The sequence below is a fragment of the Burkholderia sp. IMCC1007 genome (assembly GCF_027257875.1).
Classification (GTDB): Bacteria; Pseudomonadota; Gammaproteobacteria; order Burkholderiales; family Burkholderiaceae; genus Burkholderia.
The window spans coordinates 34,663-59,123 of the sequence record NZ_JAPVQY010000014.1 but is presented as its reverse complement, the minus strand read 5'-3'; the positions used below and the strand labels follow the sequence as shown (position 1 = coordinate 59,123).

Below are 24,461 nucleotides of genomic sequence, written 5' to 3'. Positions count from 1 at the left end.
GACGCCTGTCTGGCCGAGGTCATGCGCCGTCCGGCTTGCGGGCGGCACGCTGCTGCGGAACCGGTGCGCTGGAACCGAGCTCGGCGCCCGTCATCGGGTCGCTGTCCGGATCCGATGCGAGCCGCTGCGCCATCGCGTCGATCGCTTCTGCCTGCTGCGGCTCGAGCATGCCCTCCGCAATGCCCGTGCCGCCATCGACTGCCGGCTCGGCGGGGCGAATCTCGAGACCGTCGCCGTGGTTCCACGGCCCGACCAGCGGCGCCGCATCCGGCTGCATCCGGAAGTACACGCGGTCGTGAGGCTCGACCGGCGGCAGCTTGCCCGGCGGGAAGTTCGCGGTGATCGCATACAGCGCCTTCTCGAACGACTTCTGGTGCGACACCTCGCGGGTCATCAGGAAGCCCAGCGCGTCGCGGATGCCCGGGTCGTCCGTCACGTTGATCAGCCGCTCGTAGATGATCTTCGCGCGCGCTTCGGCCGCGATGTTCGAGCGCAGGTCGGCCGTCGGTTCGCCGATCGTGTCGATGTAGGCGGCCGACCACGGCACGCCGCCCGAATTGGTCAACGGTGCGCCGGCGCCGTACAGCAGCTGCGTCACGTGGCTGTCGTTGCCCGCGCCGTGCAGCTTGCGGTACAGCTCGGCCTGCTCGTCGACCGCTTCGGCGAGCTCGCCCTTCGCGCCGCGATTGAGCATCGCCACCAGCGAGCCGATCACCTCCAGGTGGCTCAGCTCCTCGGTCGCGATGTCGAACAGCATGTCCTTGCGGCCCGGGTCTTCTTCGGTGATGGCCTGCGTGAAATAGCGCATCGCGGCGGCGAGTTCGCCCTGCGGTCCGCCGAACTGCTCGAGCAGCAGGTTCGCAAGCCCCGGATTCGGCGCATCGACGCGCACCGTGTACTGAAGCCGTGTGTTGTGGATGAACATGGAATCTCCGTGGAATGGGTTGCACGACATGCGCCGCGTCGAAACGGCAGCACGACGCGCACAGCACGAAGCGGTCCCGCGCGGCGAGGGCGTCGCGGGAGTCGCGCGCGAACGTGCGGCGTGGGTCGGGCATGCATGCTGCTCGGGGCTCCCGGCCGCGCGAGCGTGCGGCCTGCGCGCCGGTCTTTCACGACTCGAAAGCGTGGCCACGCGCGGTCCATACCGGCATGACGATCATCATGTTCCTGATGGTGTTCGTGCCGCAGCGGAGCCGGCACCGCGACGGCGTCGCGCTGCACGTCAGGCACGACGAACGCGTCGCGGCGACGCGCTCGGCGAGCGATCAGTCGATCGGATGATCGGCTGATCGGCATCGAGGATGCATCGGAGACGGAGCTGCCCGGTCTTGCGAACGGGTACCGCGCGCCGGCGAAACGGGCGGCCGTTGACGGCCGGACGGCGGCATGCGACAAAAGGGATGCGGCGGGTGCTGCGGATACGCCAAGCGACGCGTCGCAACCGGCGGCGTCTGCTGCCGCACTTACAAGCGGTTGTCATTCGGGTTGCGTCGGCCGTGCCGCGTGCGACGCCGATTTCTCGAAGGAGGGCGGATGGCGACGCTCGACAGGAATGCGCTGACGGAGCGAACCGAGACCGGCATGCGCGACGTCTTCGCGGGCACGAGGCGCGGGCCCGGCGCCGTGCTTCTGTTCGCGGGGCCGGCGATCATCGCGTCGGTCGCGTACATGGATCCCGGCAATTTCGCGACGAACATCCGCGCCGGTGCGCAGTTCGGCTACGCGTTGCTCTGGGTCGTGCTGCTGGCGAACGTGATCGCGATGCTGTTCCAGGCGCTGTCGGCGAAACTCGGGATCGCGACCGGCCGGAATCTCGCGGAGCTCTGTCGTGCCCATTTCCCGCAGCCGGTAGTCGTCGGCATGTGGATCGTGAGCGAGCTTGCCGCGATGGCGACCGAGCTCGCGGAATTTCTGGGAGGCGCGATTGCGCTGTCGTTGCTGTTCAACCTGCCGACGCTCGCGGGGATGGCCGTGATGGCCGTCGTGACCTACGGCATCCTGCTGGCCGACCGGAACGGCTTCCGCCCGATGGAGATCGTGGTGGGCATGCTCGTGGGCGTCATCGGTCTGTGCTATCTGGCCGAGCTGTGCATCGCGCCGGTCGCGTGGAGCGAAGTCGGGCTGCACGCGGTCGTGCCCGAGTGGCCGCGCGGCGAGGCGCTCACGATCGCGGTCGGCATCGTCGGCGCGACGATCATGCCGCATGCGCTGTATCTGCATTCCGGGCTCACGCAGCGGCGCGTGTCGGGGCTCGACGTGGCGCAGCGCCGGATCATGGTGCGTTTTTCCAATCGGGAAGTGATTGTTGCATTGTCCGTCGCCGGCGCCGTGAACATGGCGATGGTCGTGATGGCGAGCGCGGCGTTTCATGCCGGCTATCGCGATGTCGCGGAAATCGGCACCGCGTACCGGACGCTGACGCCGCTGCTCGGTGCGGCCGCGGCGGTGGTCTTTCTCGTGTCGTTGATGAGCTCCGGCATCTCGAGTTCCGTCGTCGGCACGATGGCCGGGCAGATGATCATGCAGGGCTTCGTCGGATTCCGGATTCCCGTCTGGCTGCGCCGGCTCGTCACGATGGTGCCGGCGTTCGTCGTCGTCGGGCTCGGCGTCGAGTCCACGCACGCGCTCGTGATCAGCCAGGTCGTGTTGTCGTTCGTATTGCCCGTGCCGATGCTGGCGCTGGTCTACTTCACCGGACGTCGCGACATCATGGGCGCGTTCGCGAACGGGCGCGCGACGCACTGGGCCGCGATTGGCGCGACGGTCGTCATTTGTATGCTGAATGTCGTTTTACTCGTGCAGCAATTGCCGTAGTGATTCGTATTGCGGCAGTAAGCGAATAACGGTTTTTCGGCGTGAGTTAAATAAGCGCGGTGGAAAATGTTGCATGCCGGCATCGCGGCGATATGTCTTTTTTACGGTGGCATGCAAGAAGGAGGAGGCAGGCCCGCGTGGGTCGGCGGGCCTGGTCGCTTATCGCGCTTTCAGCATTTCGTCGGCGATGCGATACGCGTGGAGCGCGCGCTTGGATTCGTAGTCGGCAATCGCCGATACGTTGCGGCCGGCATCGCGTGACAATAACCCTTGCAGCGCGGCCGCCGCAAAGAAGTCACGCAGTTCCGGCACCGGCTGCGTCGATTCCGGCGGCGCGGCAACCACGGGCTCCGGCTTCCAGAAAACCGGCGACGGGAGCGAGGCTTTGTGTACGGAAGCAGTTTTCTTGGGGCTCACATCCTGGGACAACGACATCATTTCTTCCCCTTCGATCAGGTGTCAGTTGTGAAGCAACGTAAGGTTCCTCGTTTTACTTGGCCAGCAGGTTTATTTTTGTCGTCCTGAAGAAGTGCTAATCGATGGAGCGACGCGAATATTCGCCGGTAATGCCCCAATCCGTCAGACGAAAACTAACGGGTTGCAGCCGTTATACAAGAGCATCTTTTGTTCCCAAGCGCGTTGAAGACGAGTGCGCTGTGTGTGAATCGATTGCGAGGGGGATGTCGACGCGAACGACGTACCGGGAGCACGCGATGACTGTGCGATGGCGCACTGATGTATGTGCCGGTTTGAGTGTTCGCGCGAAAACTCAGAGGAATAGCGTTCGCGATGAATGGCACCGCACGTGATCGTCATGATCGAACAAGCGGGGCCGGCGACATGCGCGATGTGAGTGTCGAAATGCGCTGTGCGCGCTCGCCATGATTCAGCAACGGCTGCTGAATGCGATCGCGTTACGCCGGCATATAGGTGAACGGCTCGCCGTCTTCCCGTTCGACCGACAACAGCCGCTTCAGTTGATCGAGCGCGAACAACTGCTTGCCTTCCGCCGCCGCTTCTTCGATCGCGGCATCGACGAGTTTTCTTGCGCGTGCAAGGATCACGGACCGCTGACGCGCGATCTCGAGCACCATGCGTTGCTCGACGTTCAGCCGGTTCGATTGCTTGTCGCTCAGGTGACGCCAGCGCGCGCGAAGCTCGGCCCACGTGATGCGCTGAAATTCCGGAATCGTGCGCGGGAGCATACCGGCTTCCGCGGGCTCGGGCTGCGCGCGCAATGCACATCGCAGCGCTTCGCGGGCGCGCCATTCATCGGAAAACGGCGCATACGCGTCGCGCGTGCGGCCGATCGGATTCGCACGTTCGATTTCCTTTTCGAGCAGGTAGGTCAATCGTCTCAGTGCGGAGCCGTGTGCGAGCATGTCGGGATCGAGCATCCGGATCCGGCGCGATGCATCGGCAACGTGGGCCTTCAGCTCCCACAGCGTCAGGCGCAGATGCTGGACCTCGAGGATCAGGCGCTGGACGTCGGCATACGTGCACTTCGTCCACCATTCGGTGAGGTCGTTCAGCTTCGGGGGATCGAAGGGCGGGAGGATCATGGTTACTGCAGCGGTACTGTATGGATATACAGTTTATCGCGCGGTAACATAGCGCCGTCAAGGCGAAAAAATGGGGCCGGCCGGCGGATAATCCTGATCGGCGGTGACGCTGCCGGTGGCCCGGCCGTGCATCGACTTCCCGTGTTTTCGTCATACAGATCCACTTACCTGAGAGCCTGATCCGGCGGCCGCCATCGCATACGTCGACGAATGCACCGGCGTACCGACGCCAACAGAAAACAATGACCACCACCTATCCGCTGCATGACGCACTGACCCGCGCCGACCAGGCGTTCCCGGCCGATGCCGACATCGTGATCGCCGGCGCCGGCATCATGGGTTGCGCGGCTGCGTACTATCTGGGCCTGCGCGGCCTGAAGGCCGTCGTGCTCGACAAGTCGCGCATCGCCGGCCAGCAATCGACCCGCGCATGGGGTTTCGTGCGGCAGCAGGGCCGCGAATCCGCGGAAGTGCCGCTGATGATGGCCGGCATGCGGATCTGGGAAGGGCTCGAGCAGGCGCTCGGCTTCGACCTCGAATGGCGGCAGGGCGGCTGCCTCTATATCGCCGACAACGAAGACGACTGGGCATCGTTCCAGGCATGGCTCGCCGTCGCGCGCGAACACGGGCTCGACACGCGCACGCTCACGCGTGCGGAGATCGGCGCACGCGTGAGCGGCCTGTCGACGCAGGCGCGCACGCTCGGCGGGCTGTACACGGCGACCGACGGGCAGGCCGAACCGCGCCGCGTGGCCGCCGCGTTCGCGGCGCGTGCGGCCGAAGCCGGCGCGCGTTTCTTCGAAGGCTGCGGCGTGACGGCGATCGAGACGGCCGGCGGCGCCGTCGTCGGCGTCGTGACCGAGCGCGGCACCATCCGCACGCGGCGCGTGATCTGCGCGGCCGGCGCGACGAGCTTCCGGCTCCTCCACGGCGTCGGCATCCGGCTGCCGCAGCAGGCCGTGCGCGGCACCTGCATGCGCACCAACGTGCTGCCCGACGTGTCCGCGTCGACGATCTGGGGGCATGGGCTCGGCATCCGGCAACGCAAGAACGGCGCGATCAATCTCGCCGACGACATGCAGGTCGACGTCGAACTGACGCTCGGCCATCTGCGAGGCCTGAGCCTGTTCTGGCCGGAGTTCTGGGCGCAGCGCGAGAAGTTCCGGCTGCATCTGAACGCGGCCGCGTGGCGCGACGCGTGGGCGCGCATCAGCGGCGGAGCCGGGCCGATCGAGCCGCGCGATCCGCAGCCGCAGCCGAACCGCGCGCACGCGCCGCGCGCGCTCGCCAAGCTGAAGGCCATGTTCCCCGCGCTGAAGGACGCGCAGATCGTCGAGGCGTGGGCCGGCATGATCGACGTGCTGCCCGACGGCATTCCGGTGATCGATGCACCGGGCACGCCGTCCGGGCTCGCGATCGCCACCGGGTTCTGCGGGCATGGCTTCGCGATGGGGCCGATCGTCGGCCGGCTACTGGCCGAATGGGTCGATACCGGCGCACCGTCGCTCGACCTGTCGGCGTTTCGTGCGCGGCGTTTCGTCGACGGCACGATGGTGCGGCCCCGCAGCATGCTGTAACGCCGGCGTGCGCCTGTTCCCGTCGTAGAATCGAGCCCGCATTGTTCAGGAGAATTCTCGTTGGCAACGCCTTCCCAGCGCCGCTCGTTGCGCCTGCGCCTGCGTCGCGCCCGCGACCCGTGGCAGGCGCCGCGCACGCGCACGCTGTTCACTCGTCCCGCGACGTCGCCGCGCCGGACGCTGCTGTTCCGCCTCGGCGCGGTCGTGTTGCTGTGCATGCTCGCGTTCCTCGTGCTGTATCTCGACCGCGACGGGCTGCGCGATTCCACCAAGAGCACGCCGATGAACGTCGCCGATCTCGTGTACTTCACGATGGTCACGGTCGCGACGGTCGGTTACGGCGACATCGTGCCGGTCACGGCGCGCGCGCGTCTGATCGATGCCTTCTTCATCGTGCCGATCCGCATCGGCATCTGGTTCATTTTCCTGGGCACGGCCTATCAGTTCGTGATCCAGCGCGTCATCGAGGAATTCCGCATGAAACGCTTGCAGAAGCAACTATCCGATCACATCGTCGTGTGCGGTTACGGCCTGTCGGGATCGATCGCCGTGCGCGAGCTGCTCGAAAGCGGTGTCGATCCGTCGACGATCATCGTGATCGATGCGCAGCAGCAGGCGCTCGAGGCCGCGACGTCGCTCGGCGTGACCGGGCTGCTCGGCGATCCCGCGCACGAGGATCTGCTGCAGCAGGCGCAGGTACGCGCGGCGAAGGCCGTGATCATCTCGGTGACCGACGATCCGACCGCGATCCTGCTGACGCTGTCGGTGCGCAGCATCGCGCCCGAGACGAAGATCGTCGTGCGGATCCAGGAAAACCTGTATCAGCGGCAGCTACGGCAGGCCGGGGCCGACGTGATCGTGTCGTCGACCAAGATCGGCGCGCTGTTGCTCGCGGACGCGGTGCATAGCCGCTATATCGTGCCGTTCGTGAACGACATGCTGTCGACGCGCGGGCGGGCGACGCTGCTCGAGCGTGAGGCATTGCCGCACGAGATCGGCTGCATGACCAACGTCGTGCCCGGCGCAATCGTCGTCGGGCTCGATCGCTGCGGGAAGATTCTGTCGTTTTATGAGGATCCGCCGTGCCGGATCGAGGCGGGCGATACGCTGGTCGTGATTCAGTCGGCGAGGATTCCCGATGCGGATGTTTGACGGCCGGAGATGACTCGGCGCGGCATCGACACACCGATGCCGGACCATGATGGGGGCATTTCCCCAGCTTGATATGCCCCTCTCTATTTTTTAGTATGAAGTAATCGCGTCGAGCGACTAGATACCAACTTGGTTCCCGAGGAGACACATGCATTCCAGGTCGGCGGCTCCCTATACGATCGTCGTGATCGGCATCGTGGTTGCGTGTGCATTGATGGGTCTGTGCGTGCTGCAGTTGTTCCAGAGCCGCAACGACGCGCTGGAGCGGGCGAGCGAAACCTCGCGCAATCTCGGCCTGATCGCCGAGCGCGACATCGAACGCAATTTCGAACTCTACGACCTGTCGCTGCAGGCGGTCATCGACGGCCTCAAGCGTCCCGACGTGATGAACGCGCCCGCGAGCCTGCGGCGCGCCGTGCTGTTCGACAACGCGATGACGGCGCAATTTCTCGGTTCGATGCTGGTGCTCGATGCGGGCGGCAACATCATCCTCGATTCGGCCAACGACGTGCCGCGTCACGGCAATTTTGCCGATCGCAAGTACTTCACCGTCCACCGCGACGATCCGAATGTCGGGCTCTACGTCAGCGACCCGTTCCAGTCGCGCCTGCGCGGGGGCTCGCTCAGCATCGCGCTCACCCGGCGGATCTCGAACCCGGACGGCTCGTTCGCCGGCGTCGCGGTCATCGCCGTCAACCTCGAATATTTCCATCAGCTGTTCGCCGGCCTGTCGCTCGGGCAGCACGGTTCGATGTCGCTGATCGGCAACGACGGCATCATGGTGATGCGCCAGCCGTACGACGTTCACAACATCGGTCGCGACATCAGCCATGCCGCGACCTTCCGGCGGTTCGAGACCGCGCAGGAAGGAGTGTTCTCGGAAACGTCGTCGCTCGACGGCGTGCGTCGCCTCTACTACTTCAGGCACCTGCCGAAGCTGCCGCTGCTGATCATGGTCGCGGAAGCGGAGGCGGATATCTACGCGGCGTGGCGGCATCGGGCCCTGACGATCGGCGCGCTGATGGCAATGTTCGGCGCCGCGTTCATCGCGGTGTCGGTCATGCTCGGCACGCAGCTGCGGCGCCGGATGCGTGCCGAGTCGGAACTCGTGCTGCTCGCGCGCACCGACGGCCTCACCGGCCTGAACAATCGCCGCAGCTTCGCGGAAGTGCTGGATCGCGAATGGCGTCGCGCACGGCGAGCACGATCGGTCTTCTCGTTGCTGTTCGTCGACGTCGACCGTTTCAAGGCCTATAACGACACCTACGGCCATCAGGCGGGCGACGACGCGCTGGCGGCGGTCGCGCGTTGTATCGGCGACAACATCCGCCGGCCGGCCGATACCGCGGCCCGCTACGGCGGCGAGGAATTCGTCGTGCTGCTTCCCGATACCTCCGAGAAGGGCGCCGCCCAGATTGCCGAACGCATTCGCGCGGCGATCGACGAGCTGCCGCTCGAGCACGCCGGCAGCGAATACGGGCACGTCACCGCCAGTATCGGCCTCGCGAGCTGGACGCCCGAGCACGATGCGCAAGCCGAAGCCGTGATCAAGGCCGCCGACGAGGCGCTGTACGCCGCGAAGGCGAATGGACGCAACAGGGTGGCCGCCTTTCACGCGAGCGCGTGACGCGGCGTGGCCGGCGCCGGTAAGCTCGCGAAGAATCCGTTCTCGGCTGCGGCGATCGATGGCTTCATCGAACTGAATCGCGGGCTGAACAGCGGCCATATTTCATTCGCGAGCGACGACACCGCCGTGATTCGAAAAGGGCAGGTGACGTTCGAGCGCGTTGCCGCGGAGATCGTGAGCCAGTGACGGCGCGATCGTTCCATCAATCCGGCAACGTATGTCGCTGCGCGTTGCGAAGCCGACGGCGCGGATGCCGTCGGCGCGTTCCCGACCGGCTGGCGCGGCGAATGAAGTTCGCCGCAACGAGGGTCACCGCGCTACAGTGGACGACAACCGCCTTCATGTGAGGGCCGACGAGGTCGAACCATGCCACTTCAAACCGGCAACCTGTTCAGCATCGAGCAAGCGCGCGGCGACGACGAGCGAGTAGACCTGCTCGTCGCGGGATCGCGCCTGAACGTCGAGCGGATCGTGTCGATGGGGCACGCGAGTCCCGACGGGTTCTGGTACGACGATCCGCGCGCCGAATGGGTTGCGTTGCTGTCCGGCGCGGCCGCGCTCGAATTCGAGGGGGAGCCGGCGCTGCACGACATGCGCGCCGGCGACTACGTGCTGATCGAACCGCATTGCCGGCATCGCGTCGCGTGGACGCATCCGGAAGAGCCGAGCGTCTGGCTCGCGATCTATCACGAACGTTGAAACGCTGAACGGCAGCCTTAAAGGAGTGGAGCGCGTCAAGGATCGCCGTCGGTTCGTCAGCGTCGAGCCATCGTCGACGGGCAAGAAAACGAGGCGGCGGCGACGGAACATGCGGCGCGCCCGCCCCGCACCCGGCACCGCCCGGTCGAACCCTTGCGATCCCGCTTATCCACGCCCGACGAACGGCATCGTCGTCGCCATGATCGTCATGTTGAGGATGTTCGTATCCAGCGGAAGATTCGCCATCTGCACGACCGCGTTCGCGACGTGCGAGACGTCCATCCGCGCTTCGGGCGCCATGCGTCCGTCGGCCTGCAGCACGCCGTCCGTCATCCGGTTCGTGAGCGACGTCGCCGCGTTGCCGATGTCGATCTGGCTGCACGCGATGTTGTATGCGCGGCCGTCGAGTGCGAGCGACTTCGTGATGCCGGCCACCGCATGCTTGGTGGCCGTGTACGCGATCGTGTTCGGGCGCGGCGTATAGGCCGAGATCGAACCGTTGTTGATGATCCGGCCACCCTGCGGCGTTTGCGCTTTCATCACACGCCACGCTGCCCGCGCACACAGAAAGACGCCCGTCAGGTTCGTCGCGACGACGGCGTTCCACACGTCGAGTTCATATTCGTCGAGCGCAACGGCCGGCGCGTTGCGGCCGGCGTTGTTGAACAGCACGTCGAGCCGGCCGAACTGCTGCGCGATCTGCGCGAACGCGCGATCGACCGACGCTTCGTCGGCGACGTCGGCCGGAAACACGTGCGCGTCGCCGTGCGCGGCGGCGATCGCCTCTTTCGTTTCGCGCAACGATTCTTCGCGGCGTCCGATCAGTGCGACGGTAAATCCCGCGCCGGCGAGTGCGATCGCCGCGGCACGGCCGATGCCCGATCCGGCGCCCGTGACGGCTGCGAATTTCTGCGAGACAGACATGACTTGATTCCCTGGGGTTGGGTGACGAAAGAGGCGGCAAGCGCGCAATGGCAGGCCGTGCGCCAATTGAAGCGACATCGTACCGCGCACGGCGGGACACGCGGCGCCGGGCCGCTATTTCCTGCGCGCGGGCGCGGGCTTTCGTGCACGTCCTTCGGCTTCCGAGAACAGGCTGACGACGACCTCCCGCAACCACCGGTTGCCTTCGTCCTGATTCACGCGCGTGTGCCACAGCATATGAATCGGCGCACCCGGCAGCGTGATGGGCAGCGCATGCCAGCTCAGCGAAAACGGCGCGGCGAGTTGCAGCGCGAGATGCTCGGGCACGGTCGCGATCAGGTCGGTGCGTTGCAGGATATAGCCGACGCTCATGAAATGCGGGACCGTGAGCCGCACGCGGCGCTTGACGCGCCGCCGCTTCAGCCATTCGTCGACCTGCCCGTGCCCGGTGCCGGCCGACACCACGACCAGATGCTCCGCTTCGCGCCATGCATCGATCGTGAGTGGCGCGCCTTCGAGCGGATGCCCGCGCCGGAACAGGCACACGTATCGCTGATCGAACAGGCGGCGCTGATAGAAGCCGCCCTGCAATTGCGGCAGCAGCCCGATCGCGAGATCGACGCGGCCGTCGGCCATTTCATCGCTGAGGTTCACGCTCGTGTTGCGCACCGTATTGAGCGCGATGCCCGGCGCCGCTGTCGACAGATGTTCGAGCAGCGCCGGCAGGAACACGACTTCGCCGATGTCGGTCATCCCGATCGTCATCGTGCGCGACGCGCGCAGCGGATCGAAACCCGTCTCGGGATTGAGCGCGGCATGCAGCGTCGACAGCGCCTGCGCCACCGGCTCGGCCAGGCGCAACGCAAACGGCGTCGGGACCACGCCGCCGGGCCCGCGCACGAACAGCGGATCGCCGAGCCGGCGGCGCAGCTTCGCGAGCGCGTTGCTCACGCCCGGCTGGCTCATGTTCATCTGCTCGGCGACGCTCGACACGCGCCGCTCCTGCATCAGCCGCTGAAAAAGCAGCAGCAGATTGAGGTCGATCTCGCTCAGTTCCATGGTGCGGCCGTGCTCCCGGTCATTCCGTTCGGTGATGAAGCAGATTCCCTGCATTTTATTGTGGGATGAGGGTGCGCTGCTGACAATACCGATACCGCGCATGCATTCGACAGGGCGCGCCGAGCAGGCCACGCGCGCCGCGGCCTCGATAACCGACTATCTGAATCCCGGAGACACCTTCATCATGCAGACCAATCTGAACATCGCGATCGTCGGCGCCGGCATCGGCGGCCTGACGCTGGCGCTTGCGTTGCGCGAGCGCGGCATCGACGCGCAACTGTACGAGCAGACCGACGTGCTGCGCGAGGTCGGGGCGGCCGTCGCGCTGTCGGCGAATGCGACGCGCTTCTACGAACGGATGGGATTGCGTGCCGCTTTCGACGCGGTGTGCGCGGAAATCCCGGCGCTCGTCTATCGCGACGGACGCAGCGGGGCGGTCATCGGCCATCATCGCGGCGAACCCGACTATCGCCGGCAGTTCGGCGGATCGTACTGGGGCGTGCATCGCGCGGATCTGCAGGCGATCCTGTCGCAGGCCGTCGGTGTCGAGCAGATTCATCTCGGCCATCGGCTCGTCGATCTCGCGCAGCATCCGGACCGCGTGACGCTGACGTTCGACAACGGCAAGCGTGTCGATGCCGATCTCGTGATCGGCGCGGATGGCGCGCGTTCGATCACGCGGCGCTGGATGCTCGGCTACGACGACGTGCTGTATTCGGGGTGTTCGGGTTTTCGCGGCGTGGTGCCGGCCGGGCGGATGGACCTGTTGCCCGATCCGGAGACGATCCAGTTCTGGGTCGGTCCGCACGGCCACCTGCTGCACTATCCGATCGGCGACGACGGCGACCAGAACTTCCTGCTGGTCGAGCGTCATCCGTCGCCGTGGCCGTCGCGCGACTGGGTCATGCCGGCCGAAGAGGGCGAGCAGTTGCGCCTGTTCAAGGACTGGCACCCGGCGGTGGTGCAGATGATCACCGCGGTGCCGATCAGTCAGCGCTGGGGGCTGTTCCATCGGCCGCCGCTCGGCCGCTGGAGCCGCGGGCGCGTGACGCTGATCGGCGACGCCGCGCATGCGCTGGTGCCGCATCACGGGCAGGGCGCGAACCAGTCGATCGAGGATGCGGTGGTGCTGGCTGAGCAGCTGGCGAAGGCCGGGCCGGGCAACTGGCGCGACGCGCAGGAAGCGTACGAGCGGCTGCGGCGCGGTCGCACGCGCAAGGTGCAGTACGCATCGATCACGGCCGCCGATGTGCTGCATCTGCCCGACGGGCCGGCCGCGCAGGCGCGCAATGTACGGCTCGGCGAACGCGACAGCGTGCTGCATCACCTGGACTGGATTCACGATTTCGACGCGCTCGCCGACGAGCCGAATGAGCGCCAGGGCGGGACGTGGCTTTGATTGGGTTGCGGATTGTGTGATCGGGTCGGTGCGCACGCGGGCAATTGCACCGTGACGAGCTTGTAGATCGGCACGTCGGGCGGGTCGCGTCCCGCAGCCGCGGCCTGCGCGCGCATGTCGGCGACATAGCGCGCGAGCGTCGCCGTAAGGCGGGCGGCTCGCCGTTGCGATTCTGCGTTCAGGAGCGCATCAGCTTTGGCTGTTCACTGGAATGCGTGTTCTCGCGTCCGGGTCCGTGCCGTGCTGGCTTGATGTCGCATGCAACACGGACCTTCATCACTTCACGCACTCCAGCGCGTACTTCAACCCCTGCCCGAGCAGTCCGCGCCACACTTCCCACGTATGCCCGCCGCCGACGATGCGCAGCTCGGCCGCGTTCTGCGCGCGGCGCAGGTGCGTGTACAGCACGCTCGATTCCGCCTGGATCGTCAGGTCGTCGTCGCCGGCCGCGATGAACATCGGCACGCGCCAGTTGCGCGCGAAATAGCCGCGCATCAGCGCCGGATAGTTGAGCTCGTGCCACACGCGCGGATCGAACTGCCGGTCGCCGAATACGCCGACGTAGCGCGCGGCGGAATTGAGCGGCGGCTCGTTCGCGTAGATCGCGGGGCTCAGCAGCATCGCGCCGCAGAACAGGCCGGGCTCGAGCAGCGAGAAACGCAGCGCGCCGAAGCCGCCCATCGACACGCCGCCGATCGCGCGGCCCGCGCGCTGGTTCGATACCGCGAAGTGCGCTTCGACTTCCGGCAGCAGGTCGTTGAGGAACGCGCTCTGCATCTTCTCCTTGCGATCGACGTACCAGTCGGTGCCGCCCTGCGGCATCACGATCACGACGGGCGGAATCTCGTGGCGCTCGATCAGCGTGTCGGTCGTGGCCTGCAGCCGGCCCTGCGTGATCCAGTCGTTCGCGTTGCCGGCATTGCCATGCAGCAGGTACATCACCGGGTAGCGCGCGCCCTCCGGGTTGTAGCCGGGCGGCAGGTAGACGGTATAGGACCAGTCGCGCTTCAGCGACGCCGACCGAAACGAGCGCAGCACGACGCTGCTGCCGGGATTGACCGGCGCCTCCTGCGCGGCCGGCGCCGGCGGGGCGGCCTGCGCCGACGGCGAGGCCGGCAATGCCGCCATCGCGCCCTGCGTGGCATGGGCGGTGGCAACGGAGCCGGCGATCAGGGCGACGGCGAACGGAAGGGCAAGTCGGCGCATGGCGAATCGTTTCAGGAAGAGCGCCCGCTATCGTAGCAGCGGTGCGTGACGGCGCGGCGCGTCATCGCCGCACACGGAACGGGAACGGCAGCCGCGATACCAACGGTGCATAGAGCCTCGCGACGAGATACAGCAAGCCGATCGCGACGACGTCGGCGGTCAGGCCGAGCGGCACGTCGAGGTAGCCTTCGGTCGCCTGGTACAGCAGCGAATCGACCGCGAGCGAGATGCAGGTGCCCGCGACGAAGCACAGCAGCCCCTGCCGGCCGATCGTGCCGATCCACGGCATCGCGTGCGCGACCTTCTTCATCCACCCGAGGTGCACGAGCTTGGCCGCGAGCCACGCGATCGCGAGGAAGTTGCCGAGCCGCAGCGCGCCGAGGTTCTGCTTGATCGACGGATCGGTCGGGAACGGCTCGACGCGCAGCCGGTAGTACGCGCCGGCCGCGACGACCGCGAGCGCCGCGGCCGTGAGCAGCCACCCCTGCGGCTTCGGCGCGAGCGTCTGGTACACGGGCTGGCAGCGCGCGATCACGCCGAACACGAACAGGAACTGCCACGCGAACGGATTGAAGTCCCACGGCAGGCCTTCGACGGTCGGCAGGAAGCGCGCGACATGCGGCGCGGCGTACCACAGCGATCCGCTGAACGCGAGCAGCAGCCACGGCTGCGTGCGCGCGAGCGGCAGCGCGAGCGGCACGAGCAGCGCGAAGAACGCGTACATCGGCAGCACCGATGCGAGATACGGCTGACGGCGGAACAGCAGGATGTCGCGCAGCGCCGCGAGCGGCTTGTGGAGCAGGCCGTCGAGATCGTTGGTCGGCATGTTCGGCCCGTCGATCGAGAACGCGTTCAGCACGGCCGTGATCAGCAGCATCAGGCCGGCCGTCACCAGGAACGCGCGGTAGATCTCGAACGCGCGGCGGATGAAGCGCTGGCGCGCGGCGGCCTCGTCGTGGCGCTCGGCGAGCGCGTTGTACGCGATGGCGGTGGCGAAGCCGCCGAGGAACACGAACACCTCGGCCGCATCGCACAGCGCGTACGCATGCAGCGTCACGCGCGACAGGATGCTGCCGCCGATGTGGTCGACGACGATCACGAGCAGCACGAGGCCGCGGAAGAAATCGAGCTCGGCGTAGCGGCCGGGCCGGGCGGCGGCGGTCATCGAGCCGCCTCCCGGCGCGCGCCGCGGGCGCGGCTGGCAGCCGCCGCGCATGAATCGGGGTGAAGCATGACTTCGTGAAGAAATGACGAATGGATGCGCATTGTGCCATCGATGCGACATCGCTCGGGTTTATGCGGATGGCGCACCGGCCAGCGGCTGCCGGCAAGCCCGGTCCGGCAGCCTGCCGAACGGGGCAGCAGGGCGGCAGTTGGACCCGCGCAACGCTTTGCATGCGGGCTCCACGCCCCCGATGGACGGCCGGTTTGCGACGTGACACCATTTTGTCCTCGCGGCTGCACACCGCGTTGTCCGCCCAGCGGGCCACTCCATATAAACAGACCAATGATGCGCCGGGCGCACGGCCCCCGGCTCCGGAGATCCGTCATGAGGAAGCACGTCATTTTTGCCGCCGCGCTGGCAGCGTTCGCCGCGCCGGCCTTCGCGCAGGACAGCGTCACGCTGTACGGCCTGATCGACGAAGGCTTCGACTACACGAACAACGTAAACGTAAACGGGGTCGGAAAAACGGATTACCAACTGGCGAGCGGCTATGCGCAGGGCAGCCGCTGGGGCCTGAAAGGCAGCGAGGATCTCGGCGGCGGGCTGAAGGCGATCTTCACGCTGGAAAGCGGCTTCGACGTGAACAACGGCCGGCTCAACCAGGGCGGCCGGATGTTCGGTCGTCAGGCGTTCGTCGGGTTGAGCGCGTCGCGCTTCGGCACGCTGACGTTCGGCCGCCAGTACGACTCCGTCGTCGACTATCTCGCGCCGCTGACCGCGAACGGCAACTGGGGCGGCACGCTGTTCTCGCATCCGTTCGACAACGACAACACGGACAACTCGTTCCGCGTCAACAACACGGTCAAGTACGCGAGCCCCGACTGGAACGGGCTGACCTTCGGCGGCACCTACAGCTTCAGCAACAGCACCGGCTTCGCGACCAACCGCCAGTACAGCGTCGGCGCGCAGTATTCGCTCGCCGGGCTGCAGGTCGCGGCCGCGTATCTGCAGGCGAACAGCCCGGGCGTCGGCAGCGCGGGCGCGATCGCGGCCGACGACGCGAATTTCGTCGCCGAGCGCCTGCGCATCTTCGGCGGCGGCATCAACTATACGTTCGGCCCCGCGACGGTCGGCTTCGTCTATACGAAGACCGACATGAAGCACCCGGTGTCGACCATTTACCTGCCGGCCACGACGTTCGACGGGCTCGGGCTGACCGCGACGAAGTTCCAGAACTTCGAGATCAACGGCAAGTACCAGCTCACGCCCGATTTCTATCTCGGCGCGCAGTACGTGTACACCGACGGCAAGTTCGACGGCGCGGGCGGCGCGATCAAGCCGAAATACCACACGGTCGGCCTGATGGCCGACTACAGCCTGTCCAAGCGCACCGACGTCTACCTGCAGGGCGCATGGCAGAAGGTCGGCGGCGACAAGACGGGCACCGCGGCCGACGGCGGCTACGTGGTCGGCACCGACGGCCCGTCGTCGTCGTCCAACCAGTTCGCGGTGCGCGCCGCCATCCGCCACAAGTTCTGAGTGCGCGAGCGCAGGCCGGGGCCCGATCGCCCCGGCAGCGATGCCGTCATTGCGTCAGTGCGTGTCGCCGAGCGTTAGCGCGAGCCAGTCGACGAAGATCCGCACGCGCGGCGCGAGGTGCCGGCCGTGCGGAAACACGACCGACACCGGCAGCGGCGCCGCATGCCATTCCGGCAGCACCTCGACCAGCGAACCGTCTTCGAGGAGCGGCGCGAGCCCGTCGCGCGGCGCCTGGATCAGCCCGAGGCCTGCCAGGCAGCACGCGAGATACGCTTGCGAGCTGTTGACCGCGACGATGCTGCGCATCTTCACCGTATGCAGTTCGCCCGAGTCCATGTCCGCATATTCCCAGTCCAGCTCGCGGCCCGTGCGGTTCGAGAAATAGCCGACCGCGAGGTGGTCGGGCAAGTCGTCCGGCGAGCGCGGCGTGCCGTGTTGCGCGAGATAGCCGGGCGACGCGCAATTGATCTGCGCCATCTCGCCGATGCGCCGCGCGACGAGCGACGTGTCGGACAGCACGCCGACCCGCACCGCGCAGTCGATCCCGTCGGCGATGAGATCGATGAAGCGGTCGGACGTGCTCAGCACGACGCGCAGGTCGGGATAGCGAGCGTGGAAATCCGGCAGCGCCGGAATCACTTTGTTCAGCGCGAAGCGCTCGGGCAGGTCGACGCGGATCAGGCCGCGCTGGGCCGCGCCGGCTTCGTCGAACAGCGTCTCGGCGTCGTCGAGATCGGCCAGCAGCCGCGTGCAGCGCTCGTAGTAGGTCGCGCCCTCGACGGTCAGCGCGACGCGCCGGGTGGTCCGCTGCAGCAGGCGTACCCCCAGGTGTTTTTCCAGATACTGGACGGCATTGCTCACCGTCGGGCGCGGCAATTGCAGCTGCTCGGCCGCTTTCGTGAAGCTGCCGAGGTGGGCGACGCGCGCAAAGATGCGCATTGCTTGCAGATGATCCATGCGGGGCGGGGCGTTGGGGGAATGGGGAGAGGCTCCATTGTTAATCAGCGTCGAATGATTTGGTTGGGCGTTTCGCGTTTATCGTGCGCGCCAATGCGGCCAGAATCCGGTTCATTCATTCACCACTGCAAGGAAACGGACATGGACAAGCGTCAACTGGGCCGCACTGGCCCGCAGGTTTCGGCGATCGCACTCGGCTGCATGGGGATGTCGGATTTGTACGGGCCGGCGGATCGCGACGAGAGCATCGCGACGCTGCACGCGGCGCTCGACAACGGGATCACGCTGCTCGATACCGGCGACTTCTACGGGATGGGCGACAACGAGATGCTGATTCGCGATGCGCTGCGCGGCCGGACCCGCGAGCAGGTGCTGATCAGCGTGAAGTTCGGCGCGCTGCGCGATCCGGCCGGCGCGTTCGTCGGCTACGACGCGCGGCCCGACGCGATCCGCAACTTCGTCGCGTATTCGCTGAAGCGGCTCGGCACCGACCATATCGACATCTACCGGCCCGCGCGCGTCGATCCGGCCGTGCCGATCGAGGAGACGGTCGGCGCGATCGCCGAGCTCGTGAAGGCCGGCTACGTGCGTCATATCGGTCTGTCGGAGCTCGGCGCCGACACGATCCGCCGCGCGGCGGCCGTCGCGCCGATCGCCGACCTGCAGATCGAGTACTCGCTGCTGTCGCGCGGGATCGAGGCGGACATCCTGCCGACCTGCCGCGAGCTGGGGATCGGCGTGACCGCGTACGGCGTGCTGTCGCGCGGGCTGCTCGGCGGCGGCTGGAGCGCGGCACGGCAGGGCGAGCGCGATTTCCGCGCGGCCAGCCCGCGCTTCCAGGGCGAGAACCTCGCGCACAACCTCGCGCTGGTCGACGCGCTGCGCGCGATCGCCGACGAGAAGGGCAGCAATCCCGCGCAGATCGCGATCGCATGGGCGCTGTCGCGCGGCGACGACATCGTGCCGCTGGTCGGCGCACGCAAGCGCACCCAGTTGCAGGACGCGTTGCAGGCGTCTAAATTGCAACTAACGGTCAATGATCTCGCCCGCATCGAAGCGGCGGTTCCCGCCGGGGCGGCAGCCGGCGAACGTTATCCGGCCGCGCAGATGGCGCACCTCGACAGCGAGCAGGGCCGGGGGCCGGCGCACGGCACATGAACGACGAGGCCGACCGGATGACGGGGCCCGTCGGACGGGCCCGAGCCAGCCTCAGGCAAAACCAGATGGCAGGCGGCGCGACGGTGGTTCACCATCGGCGCCGTCTTCAACCGGACGGAATGCCAATCATGCACCTTCATACGCTGACGATCATCGTGCTGGTCTTTCTGCTGGCCGGCGCGGTCAAGGGGATGATCGGCCTCGGGCTGCCGACGATCGCGATGGGGCTGCTCACGCTCGCGATGCCGCCGTCGGCGGCCGCGAGCCTGCTGCTCGTGCCGTCGTTCATCACCAATGTGTGGCAGCTGTGGCTCGGCCCGTCGTTCGGGCCGCTGCTGCGTCGTCTGTGGCCATTGCTCGGCGGGCTCGCGATCGGCACGCTGACGGGCGGCCTGCCCGCGCTCGCGGCCGGCAGCGCGTGGACGCACGCGGCGCTCGGCGTCGTGCTGATTGCGTACGGCGGCTGGGGGCTTGCCGCCGCGCGGCTGCCTGCGCCGGGGCGCCATGAAAAGTGGCTGTCGGCCGTGGTCGGCTACCTGACCGGCGTCGTGACGGCCGCGACCGGCGTGTTCGTCGTGCCGGCCGTGCCGTACCTGCAGGCGCTGCGCCTGTCGAAGGACGACCTGATCCAGGCGCTCGGGCTGTCGTTTACCGCGTCGACGATCGCGCTCGGCCTGCAGCTGCACGTGACGGGCGCACTGCAAACCGTCGATCTCGGCGTGTCGGCGCTGGCGCTCGTGCCGGCGCTCGCGGGAATGATCGGCGGCCAGTATGCACGCCGCGTGATGAGCGAGAACGCGTTCAAGCGCTGCTTCTTCGTCGGGATGATCGCGCTCGGCGCGTACATGGCCGCGTCGGGGCTGCGATAAGCGATAAGCGCCGCGATGGCCTGCGCCGTCAGAGTTGCGCTTCGATCGCCGCCTTGTCGATCACCGACCACACCTGCCGGATCTTGCCATCGTGATATTCGTAGAACACGTTCTCGGCGAACGTGACGCGCGTGCCGTCGACAGCGAGCCCCATGAACGCCCCCTTGGGCGCGCATGCGAAGCGAAGCCGGCACGCGACGCGCGGCGGCTCGCACACCAGCAGCCGGATGTCGAAACGCAGATCCGGAATGTCGCGGAAATTCTGCTCGAGCAGCGCGCGATAACCGGATAGCCCGAGCGGCCTGTCGTTGTGGATCACGTTGTCCGCGACGTGCTCGCCGAGCGCCGCCCAGTCCTGCCGGTTCAGGCAGTCGATATACGCGCGGTAGCGGGTAGCGAGATCCGTTTCTGCCATGGCCAATGCCTCCGTAGATATCGATGGGGTGCGCCGGAACCGGCGCGTGTTACCGCGACGCGGTCTCGCCCGACAGGAACGCGACGAATGCCTGCGTGTATTTCGGCAGCGCGTCGAACGAACGCGCGCAGAGCGTGAGCTTGCGGTGGCTCCACGCGTCGGACAGCTCGACGAGCCGCACGTCCATCGTCTGCATCGCCCGTTCGGCCGCATGGCGCGACACGATGCCGATTCCGACGCCGCTCTCGATCACGCGGCAGATCGCGTCGAAACTCTTCAACTGCACACGGTAGCGGATCCGCTTGCCGAGCGCACGTGCCTGATCCGCGAGATGGACCTGCAGCGCGCTGCCGTCGGTCAGCCCGATGAAATCCGCATCGGCGATCTCGCCGAACGCGACCTTGTCGCGCGCGGCGAGCGCGTGCGCGGCCGGCACGACGACGATCAGCCAATCCTCGCGGAACGGCTTCTGCTCCAGCCCGCCGAGCCCGACCGAATCCGCGACGATCCCGACCTCGGCCGTCTTGTTGCGGATCGCATGCACGATCTCCTGGCTCGAGCGCTCCTCGACGCTCATCGACAGTTTCGGATGATGCGGCAGATACGCGGCGAGCGCGTCGGGCAGGTATTCGCTCAGCGAGGCCGTATTGCACAGCAGCCGGATGTGCCCGCGCAGCCCCTGGCCGTATTGCTGCAGTTCGCCGCGCATGTGGTCGATCTGCTGCAGCACGGTGCGCGCGTGGTGTTCGAGCGCGAGGCCGGCATCGGTCGGCTGCGCGCCCGACTTGGTCCGGTGCAGCAGCGGCACGCCGAGTTCGTCCTCCATCCCGCGAATGCGCTCGCTCGCGGCCTGCAGCGTGATGTGGGTACGCTCGGCGCCGCTCGTGATCGTGCCGGCCTCGCAGATGTTCAGGAAAAGCCGTAGGTCGGTCAGGTCGAAGCGCATGGTCGGGTGGGGGGCGCGTAAGGACGGGAATGGCCGATAAGTTAGCAGGAACCGCAGCCGCGGTCTCAGGCTGCGCTTGAGGGCCCGTTCGTCGGTTCCGCATTTTCCGGGCACGCTCGACACCGGATCATGGCCGCATATCAACCGGGGAGACTGTGATGCGGATCGATTCGTCGTGGGGCGTGGCGTTCAAGATCGCGTTGCACCTGCTGTTCCTGTGCATCGGCATCGCGTGGGCGTGCGCCGAATTGATGGACTGGTTGCGCTAGGCCGAACGCGCGGCCGACGCTTGCCGTCTCGGCTGAGCTGGCGCGCTGGATGGTTTATCGAAAGTCATTCGAAATAACGACGCAGCGCGCCATTTTCTTCGCGTATAGCATCGACGGCGGCGAAATTATTCCGATTCCGATCATTTTTTCGGCAATAAATATGTGTCCGTGCCGCGTTCGTGATCGTTTGTCATCATTGTTTGCATCCGGTTACACGTCGGTCGTTCCGTTTTTGAGATGCTTGAAAGATTGTCAAAACGGAGTCGATCGTCCATGAAACAGCACGCGATTAACCGCAATGCGGCGTGGTTGTCGGGCTTGGCCGCCGTGCTCGTCATGGCCGGTTGTGCGAGCACGCAGTCCGTTCCGCCAAGCGACACGCTGGCGAGTTCGGCGCCGTCGGCTGCCGCACCGGCCGGGCCAGCACCGGCGCCGATCCTCGTCGCGCAGAAGTACGTCGTGAAGCGCGGCGACACGCTGTCGCGCATCGCGTCGTCGAGCGACTGCAGCGTGGCGGAGTTGCGCACCTGGAACAAGCTCGGCGCGCGCAGCGCGTTGCGCAGGGGGCAGGTGCTGCGCATCGTCCGGCAGCAGCCGTTGCAGGCGCCGGGTGCGACCGGTGGCACCCGGCAGGCGGCCGTCGCCGCCGCGAGCGATGCGGCGGCCGGCGCGTCGGCGTCGAGCGACCGGCAGGTCGTGAAGGAAACGAAGCGGCACGCGGGCGCGGTCACGCTCACCTGGCCCGCTCAAGGGCGCATCGTCGACGCGTTCCGACCCGGGCAGAACCGCGGCATCCAGATCGCCGGGCGCTCCGGCGACCCGGTCCGTGCAGCGGCCGATGGGCGCGTGATGTATGCGGGCACGGGCCTGAACGATTACGGCAGCCTGATCATCGTGCAGCACAACGCGGATTTTCTGACGGCGTATGCACACAACCGCAAGCTGCTGGTGAAGACCGGCGACATCGTGCACCGGGGCGACGCGATCGCCGAGATGGGCGACCTCGACAACTCGCGCGTCGCGCCGCTGGAACGCGGCCGCACTCGCTGCTACGCTAGCACCTGTTCATGCGGCCCCGTTCATCGTGGGTAGACGGACGCCTCGCGGCGATGCCCGGCAAATGCCGTCGCGAGCCGGCCGTCGGCGTGAACCGGCGCGCATCGTCGTGTTGCCGTGTTGCGCGCCCGCGTTGCCTGGTGCCACCGTTTCCGACAGAACCCCAGCCATTCATGGAACACTCTCCGACACGCCGCTCGCTGTTGCTCGCCGCCGTCGCCGCACCGTTCGTCGCCGCGTGCTCGTCGGCGCCCGTGGCCGACCAGGGGCGCGCCCACGCCGCGCAAGCCGAGCTCGCCACGCTCGAACAAGCGTCGAACGGCCGGCTCGGCGTCGCCGTGCTCGATACGTCGAACGGCACGCGCATCGCACATCACGCACGCGAGCGCTTCCCGCTGTGCGGCACCTATGCGGTCTCCGCCGCCGCCGCGATCCTCGCGCGCGCCGCGCTCGACGCATCGCTGCTGCCGCGCCGCATCCTGTATCGCCGCTACGACGTCGTGGCCGGCTCGCCGGTGACGGAAAGCCACGTCGACACGGGGATGACGATCGCGCAGCTGTGCGTCGCGATGCTGCAGTCGGGCGACAAGGGTGCGGGCAATCTGGTGATGAACGTGCTCGGCGGCCCGCAGGCCGTGACCGCGTTCGAGCACGAGAGCGGCGACACCACGTTCCGTCTCGACCGCTGGGAACCCGAGCTGAACGAGGCCGCGCCTCACGACGTGCGCGATACGTCGACGCCGGTCGCGATGGTCGACATGATGCAGCGGCTGCTGCTCGGCGACACGCTGGCCGACTCGCAGCGCGCGCAGCTGACGGAGTGGCTGGCCGGCGCCGCGCGCGGCGCGACCGGGATCGCGGCCGGCGTGCCGGCCGGCTGGCGCATCGCTGGCAAGTCCGGCAGCGGCGGCTACGGCACGACGACCGAGGTGGCGGTGGTCTGGCCGCCGTCGCGCGCGCCGATCGTGATGGCCATCTCGTTCACGCAGCCGCGTGCCGATGCGGCCGCGCGTGCCGACGTCGTCGCGTCGGCGGCGCGCATCGCGTCGCGCGCGCTCATCCCGGCGGCCTGAGCGCGCGGCACACCTCGCGCAAAGCCGGCGTTTGGCTTATCGTGTCGGTCAGCACGCGCCGATGCCGGCGCGCGGTTTTCCGTTTACCCGCTTCATCATGCGCCGACTTCCGCCCCTGCACGCGTTGCAGATCTTCTCGACGGTGGCCCGCCACCGCAGCTTCACGCGCGCGGCCGAGCAGCTGTGCCTCACGCAGGGCGCGGTGAGCCGGCAGATCCAGACGCTCGAGGCGCATTACGGGTTTCCGCTGTTCAAGCGCCATGCGAAGGGCCTCACGCTGACGCCGGAGGGCGAGCAATTGCTGCCGGTGGTCGACGAGAGCTTCGCGCGGATCGAGGACATCTCGATGAAGCTCACGCGGCAGCGCACCGATCTCGCGCTGAAGGTGCCGACCTGCGTGATGCGCTGGATGCTGCCGCGCATCATGCGCTTCCAGGGCGAACATCCCGATCTCCATGTGCAGATCACGACCGCGTGGCAGCACGTCGTCGATTTCTCGACCGAGCCGTTCGATGCGGCCGTCGTCTACGGCACGTCGCCGGGCGCGGGCGTGTTCGCGCTGCCGCTGTTCGACGAACGGCTGACGCCGGTATGCGCGCCCGAGCTGCGGCAGGCATCGCCGCTCGATGCGGTCGGCGATCTCGCGCGCCATACGCTGCTGCATCCGACGCGCGACCATCGCGACTGGCGCGCGTGGCTCGAACACGCGGGCGCGCGCGCCGTCGATGCCGAGCGCGGGCCGACCTTCGACACGCTCGATCTCGCGACCAACGCGGCGATGCAGGGCTTCGGCGTGGCGATCGGCGACGTGACGCTGGTCGACGACGACGTCAGCGCACGCCGGCTCGAGCGGCCGTTCGACATCGTGCTCGAAACAGGCGCACGTTACTTCTTCGTGTATCCCGAGAACATCGGCAGCCAACAGAAGATCCGCGCGTTCAGCGACTGGATCGCCGCCCATCGCGACTGACGCGCTGCATCGCCGGCGCGTT

General features: G+C 67.2%; 24 protein-coding genes. 14 read left to right on the top strand and 10 right to left on the bottom strand.

Annotated elements, in window-relative coordinates:
- Positions 1-19 precede the first annotated feature (19 nt).
- Complete coding sequence (locus O1Q03_RS15335; protein ID WP_269504477.1) at positions 20-925, bottom strand: manganese catalase family protein; 906 nt, start codon at positions 923-925, stop codon at positions 20-22.
- 227 nt (positions 926-1,152) lie between these two features.
- Here O1Q03_RS15335 and O1Q03_RS40180 point away from each other — a divergent pair, with 227 nt between their 5' ends.
- On the top strand, positions 1,153-1,284 hold the full coding sequence (locus O1Q03_RS40180) for a low affinity iron permease family protein (RefSeq protein WP_269504476.1): 132 nt from the start codon (positions 1,153-1,155) through the stop codon (positions 1,282-1,284).
- 252 nt (positions 1,285-1,536) lie between these two features.
- A complete protein-coding gene (locus O1Q03_RS15325; RefSeq protein WP_269504475.1) occupies positions 1,537-2,817 on the top strand; it encodes an Nramp family divalent metal transporter in 1,281 nt (426 codons plus the stop codon).
- 159 nt (positions 2,818-2,976) lie between these two features.
- Here the strand turns inward: O1Q03_RS15325 and O1Q03_RS15320 are convergent, their stop codons facing one another.
- Complete coding sequence (locus tag O1Q03_RS15320) at positions 2,977-3,255, bottom strand: hypothetical protein (RefSeq protein WP_269504474.1); 279 nt, start codon at positions 3,253-3,255, stop codon at positions 2,977-2,979.
- 476 nt (positions 3,256-3,731) lie between these two features.
- A complete protein-coding gene (locus tag O1Q03_RS15315; RefSeq protein ID WP_269504472.1) occupies positions 3,732-4,379 on the bottom strand; it encodes a hypothetical protein in 648 nt (215 codons plus the stop codon).
- 242 nt (positions 4,380-4,621) lie between these two features.
- Between O1Q03_RS15315 and O1Q03_RS15310 the strand changes: the two genes are divergently transcribed.
- The 5 genes from O1Q03_RS15310 to O1Q03_RS15290 all read left to right on the top strand — a co-directional run bounded on the left by O1Q03_RS15310 (position 4,622) and on the right by O1Q03_RS15290 (position 9,434).
- Positions 4,622-5,956 (top strand): NAD(P)/FAD-dependent oxidoreductase, encoded by a 1,335-nt coding sequence (locus O1Q03_RS15310; protein ID WP_269504471.1) that lies wholly within the window; start codon positions 4,622-4,624, stop codon positions 5,954-5,956.
- A 60-nt stretch (positions 5,957-6,016) separates the two neighbouring features.
- A complete protein-coding gene (locus tag O1Q03_RS15305) occupies positions 6,017-7,108 on the top strand; it encodes a potassium channel family protein (RefSeq protein WP_269504470.1) in 1,092 nt (363 codons plus the stop codon).
- 148 nt (positions 7,109-7,256) lie between these two features.
- Positions 7,257-8,735 (top strand): sensor domain-containing diguanylate cyclase, encoded by a 1,479-nt coding sequence (locus O1Q03_RS15300; protein WP_269504468.1) that lies wholly within the window; start codon positions 7,257-7,259, stop codon positions 8,733-8,735.
- 6 nt (positions 8,736-8,741) lie between these two features.
- Entirely contained in the window at positions 8,742-8,921 is a 180-nt protein-coding gene (locus O1Q03_RS15295; protein WP_269504467.1) for a hypothetical protein, read from the top strand.
- Between the two features lie 180 nt (positions 8,922-9,101).
- On the top strand, positions 9,102-9,434 hold the full coding sequence (locus O1Q03_RS15290; RefSeq protein ID WP_269504466.1) for a cupin domain-containing protein: 333 nt from the start codon (positions 9,102-9,104) through the stop codon (positions 9,432-9,434).
- Between the two features lie 165 nt (positions 9,435-9,599).
- On the opposite strand, the gene O1Q03_RS15285 is transcribed toward O1Q03_RS15290, so the two are convergent.
- Complete coding sequence (locus O1Q03_RS15285) at positions 9,600-10,358, bottom strand: SDR family oxidoreductase (protein ID WP_269504464.1); 759 nt, start codon at positions 10,356-10,358, stop codon at positions 9,600-9,602.
- A gap of 114 nt (positions 10,359-10,472) precedes the next feature.
- The gene (locus O1Q03_RS15280; protein WP_269504463.1) at positions 10,473-11,417 is read right to left on the bottom strand and encodes a LysR family transcriptional regulator; all 945 of its coding nucleotides are present in this window, start codon (positions 11,415-11,417) and stop codon (positions 10,473-10,475) included.
- A 184-nt stretch (positions 11,418-11,601) separates the two neighbouring features.
- Between O1Q03_RS15280 and O1Q03_RS15275 the strand changes: the two genes are divergently transcribed.
- A complete protein-coding gene (locus O1Q03_RS15275; RefSeq protein WP_269504462.1) occupies positions 11,602-12,816 on the top strand; it encodes an FAD-dependent oxidoreductase in 1,215 nt (404 codons plus the stop codon).
- 276 nt (positions 12,817-13,092) lie between these two features.
- On the opposite strand, the gene O1Q03_RS15270 is transcribed toward O1Q03_RS15275, so the two are convergent.
- Together O1Q03_RS15270 and O1Q03_RS15265 are read right to left on the bottom strand one after the other, a co-directional pair.
- The gene (locus O1Q03_RS15270) at positions 13,093-14,022 is read right to left on the bottom strand and encodes an alpha/beta hydrolase (RefSeq protein ID WP_269504461.1); all 930 of its coding nucleotides are present in this window, start codon (positions 14,020-14,022) and stop codon (positions 13,093-13,095) included.
- Positions 14,023-14,083: 61 nt separating this feature from the next.
- The gene (locus tag O1Q03_RS15265) at positions 14,084-15,187 is read right to left on the bottom strand and encodes an OpgC domain-containing protein (protein ID WP_269504460.1); all 1,104 of its coding nucleotides are present in this window, start codon (positions 15,185-15,187) and stop codon (positions 14,084-14,086) included.
- Between the two features lie 384 nt (positions 15,188-15,571).
- Here O1Q03_RS15265 and O1Q03_RS15260 point away from each other — a divergent pair, with 384 nt between their 5' ends.
- Positions 15,572-16,726: a porin gene (locus tag O1Q03_RS15260; protein WP_269504457.1), complete on the top strand. Its 1,155-nt coding sequence runs from the start codon at positions 15,572-15,574 to the stop codon at positions 16,724-16,726.
- A gap of 54 nt (positions 16,727-16,780) precedes the next feature.
- On the opposite strand, the gene O1Q03_RS15255 is transcribed toward O1Q03_RS15260, so the two are convergent.
- The gene (locus tag O1Q03_RS15255; protein ID WP_269504455.1) at positions 16,781-17,683 is read right to left on the bottom strand and encodes a LysR family transcriptional regulator; all 903 of its coding nucleotides are present in this window, start codon (positions 17,681-17,683) and stop codon (positions 16,781-16,783) included.
- 141 nt (positions 17,684-17,824) lie between these two features.
- On the opposite strand from O1Q03_RS15255, the gene O1Q03_RS15250 reads away from it, so the two are divergent.
- Positions 17,825-18,841, top strand: coding sequence for an aldo/keto reductase (locus O1Q03_RS15250; RefSeq protein ID WP_269504453.1), 1,017 nt, complete (start codon positions 17,825-17,827; stop codon positions 18,839-18,841).
- A 128-nt stretch (positions 18,842-18,969) separates the two neighbouring features.
- Positions 18,970-19,710 carry a sulfite exporter TauE/SafE family protein gene (locus O1Q03_RS15245; RefSeq protein ID WP_269504451.1) on the top strand — a complete coding sequence of 247 codons (741 nt, stop codon included), beginning with the start codon at positions 18,970-18,972 and terminating at the stop codon, positions 19,708-19,710.
- Between the two features lie 28 nt (positions 19,711-19,738).
- Here the strand turns inward: O1Q03_RS15245 and O1Q03_RS15240 are convergent, their stop codons facing one another.
- Both O1Q03_RS15240 and O1Q03_RS15235 read right to left on the bottom strand, forming a co-directional pair.
- Positions 19,739-20,125 (bottom strand): ester cyclase, encoded by a 387-nt coding sequence (locus O1Q03_RS15240; protein WP_269504449.1) that lies wholly within the window; start codon positions 20,123-20,125, stop codon positions 19,739-19,741.
- Between the two features lie 49 nt (positions 20,126-20,174).
- On the bottom strand, positions 20,175-21,071 hold the full coding sequence (locus O1Q03_RS15235) for a LysR substrate-binding domain-containing protein (protein ID WP_269504448.1): 897 nt from the start codon (positions 21,069-21,071) through the stop codon (positions 20,175-20,177).
- 542 nt (positions 21,072-21,613) lie between these two features.
- On the opposite strand from O1Q03_RS15235, the gene O1Q03_RS15230 reads away from it, so the two are divergent.
- The 3 genes from O1Q03_RS15230 to O1Q03_RS15220 all read left to right on the top strand — a co-directional run bounded on the left by O1Q03_RS15230 (position 21,614) and on the right by O1Q03_RS15220 (position 24,439).
- Positions 21,614-22,432 (top strand): M23 family metallopeptidase, encoded by an 819-nt coding sequence (locus O1Q03_RS15230; RefSeq protein ID WP_269504447.1) that lies wholly within the window; start codon positions 21,614-21,616, stop codon positions 22,430-22,432.
- Between the two features lie 137 nt (positions 22,433-22,569).
- Positions 22,570-23,469: a class A beta-lactamase gene (bla, locus tag O1Q03_RS15225; protein WP_269504446.1), complete on the top strand. Its 900-nt coding sequence runs from the start codon at positions 22,570-22,572 to the stop codon at positions 23,467-23,469.
- Between the two features lie 97 nt (positions 23,470-23,566).
- Positions 23,567-24,439 carry a LysR substrate-binding domain-containing protein gene (locus tag O1Q03_RS15220; protein ID WP_269504445.1) on the top strand — a complete coding sequence of 291 codons (873 nt, stop codon included), beginning with the start codon at positions 23,567-23,569 and terminating at the stop codon, positions 24,437-24,439.
- Positions 24,440-24,461 lie beyond the last annotated feature (22 nt).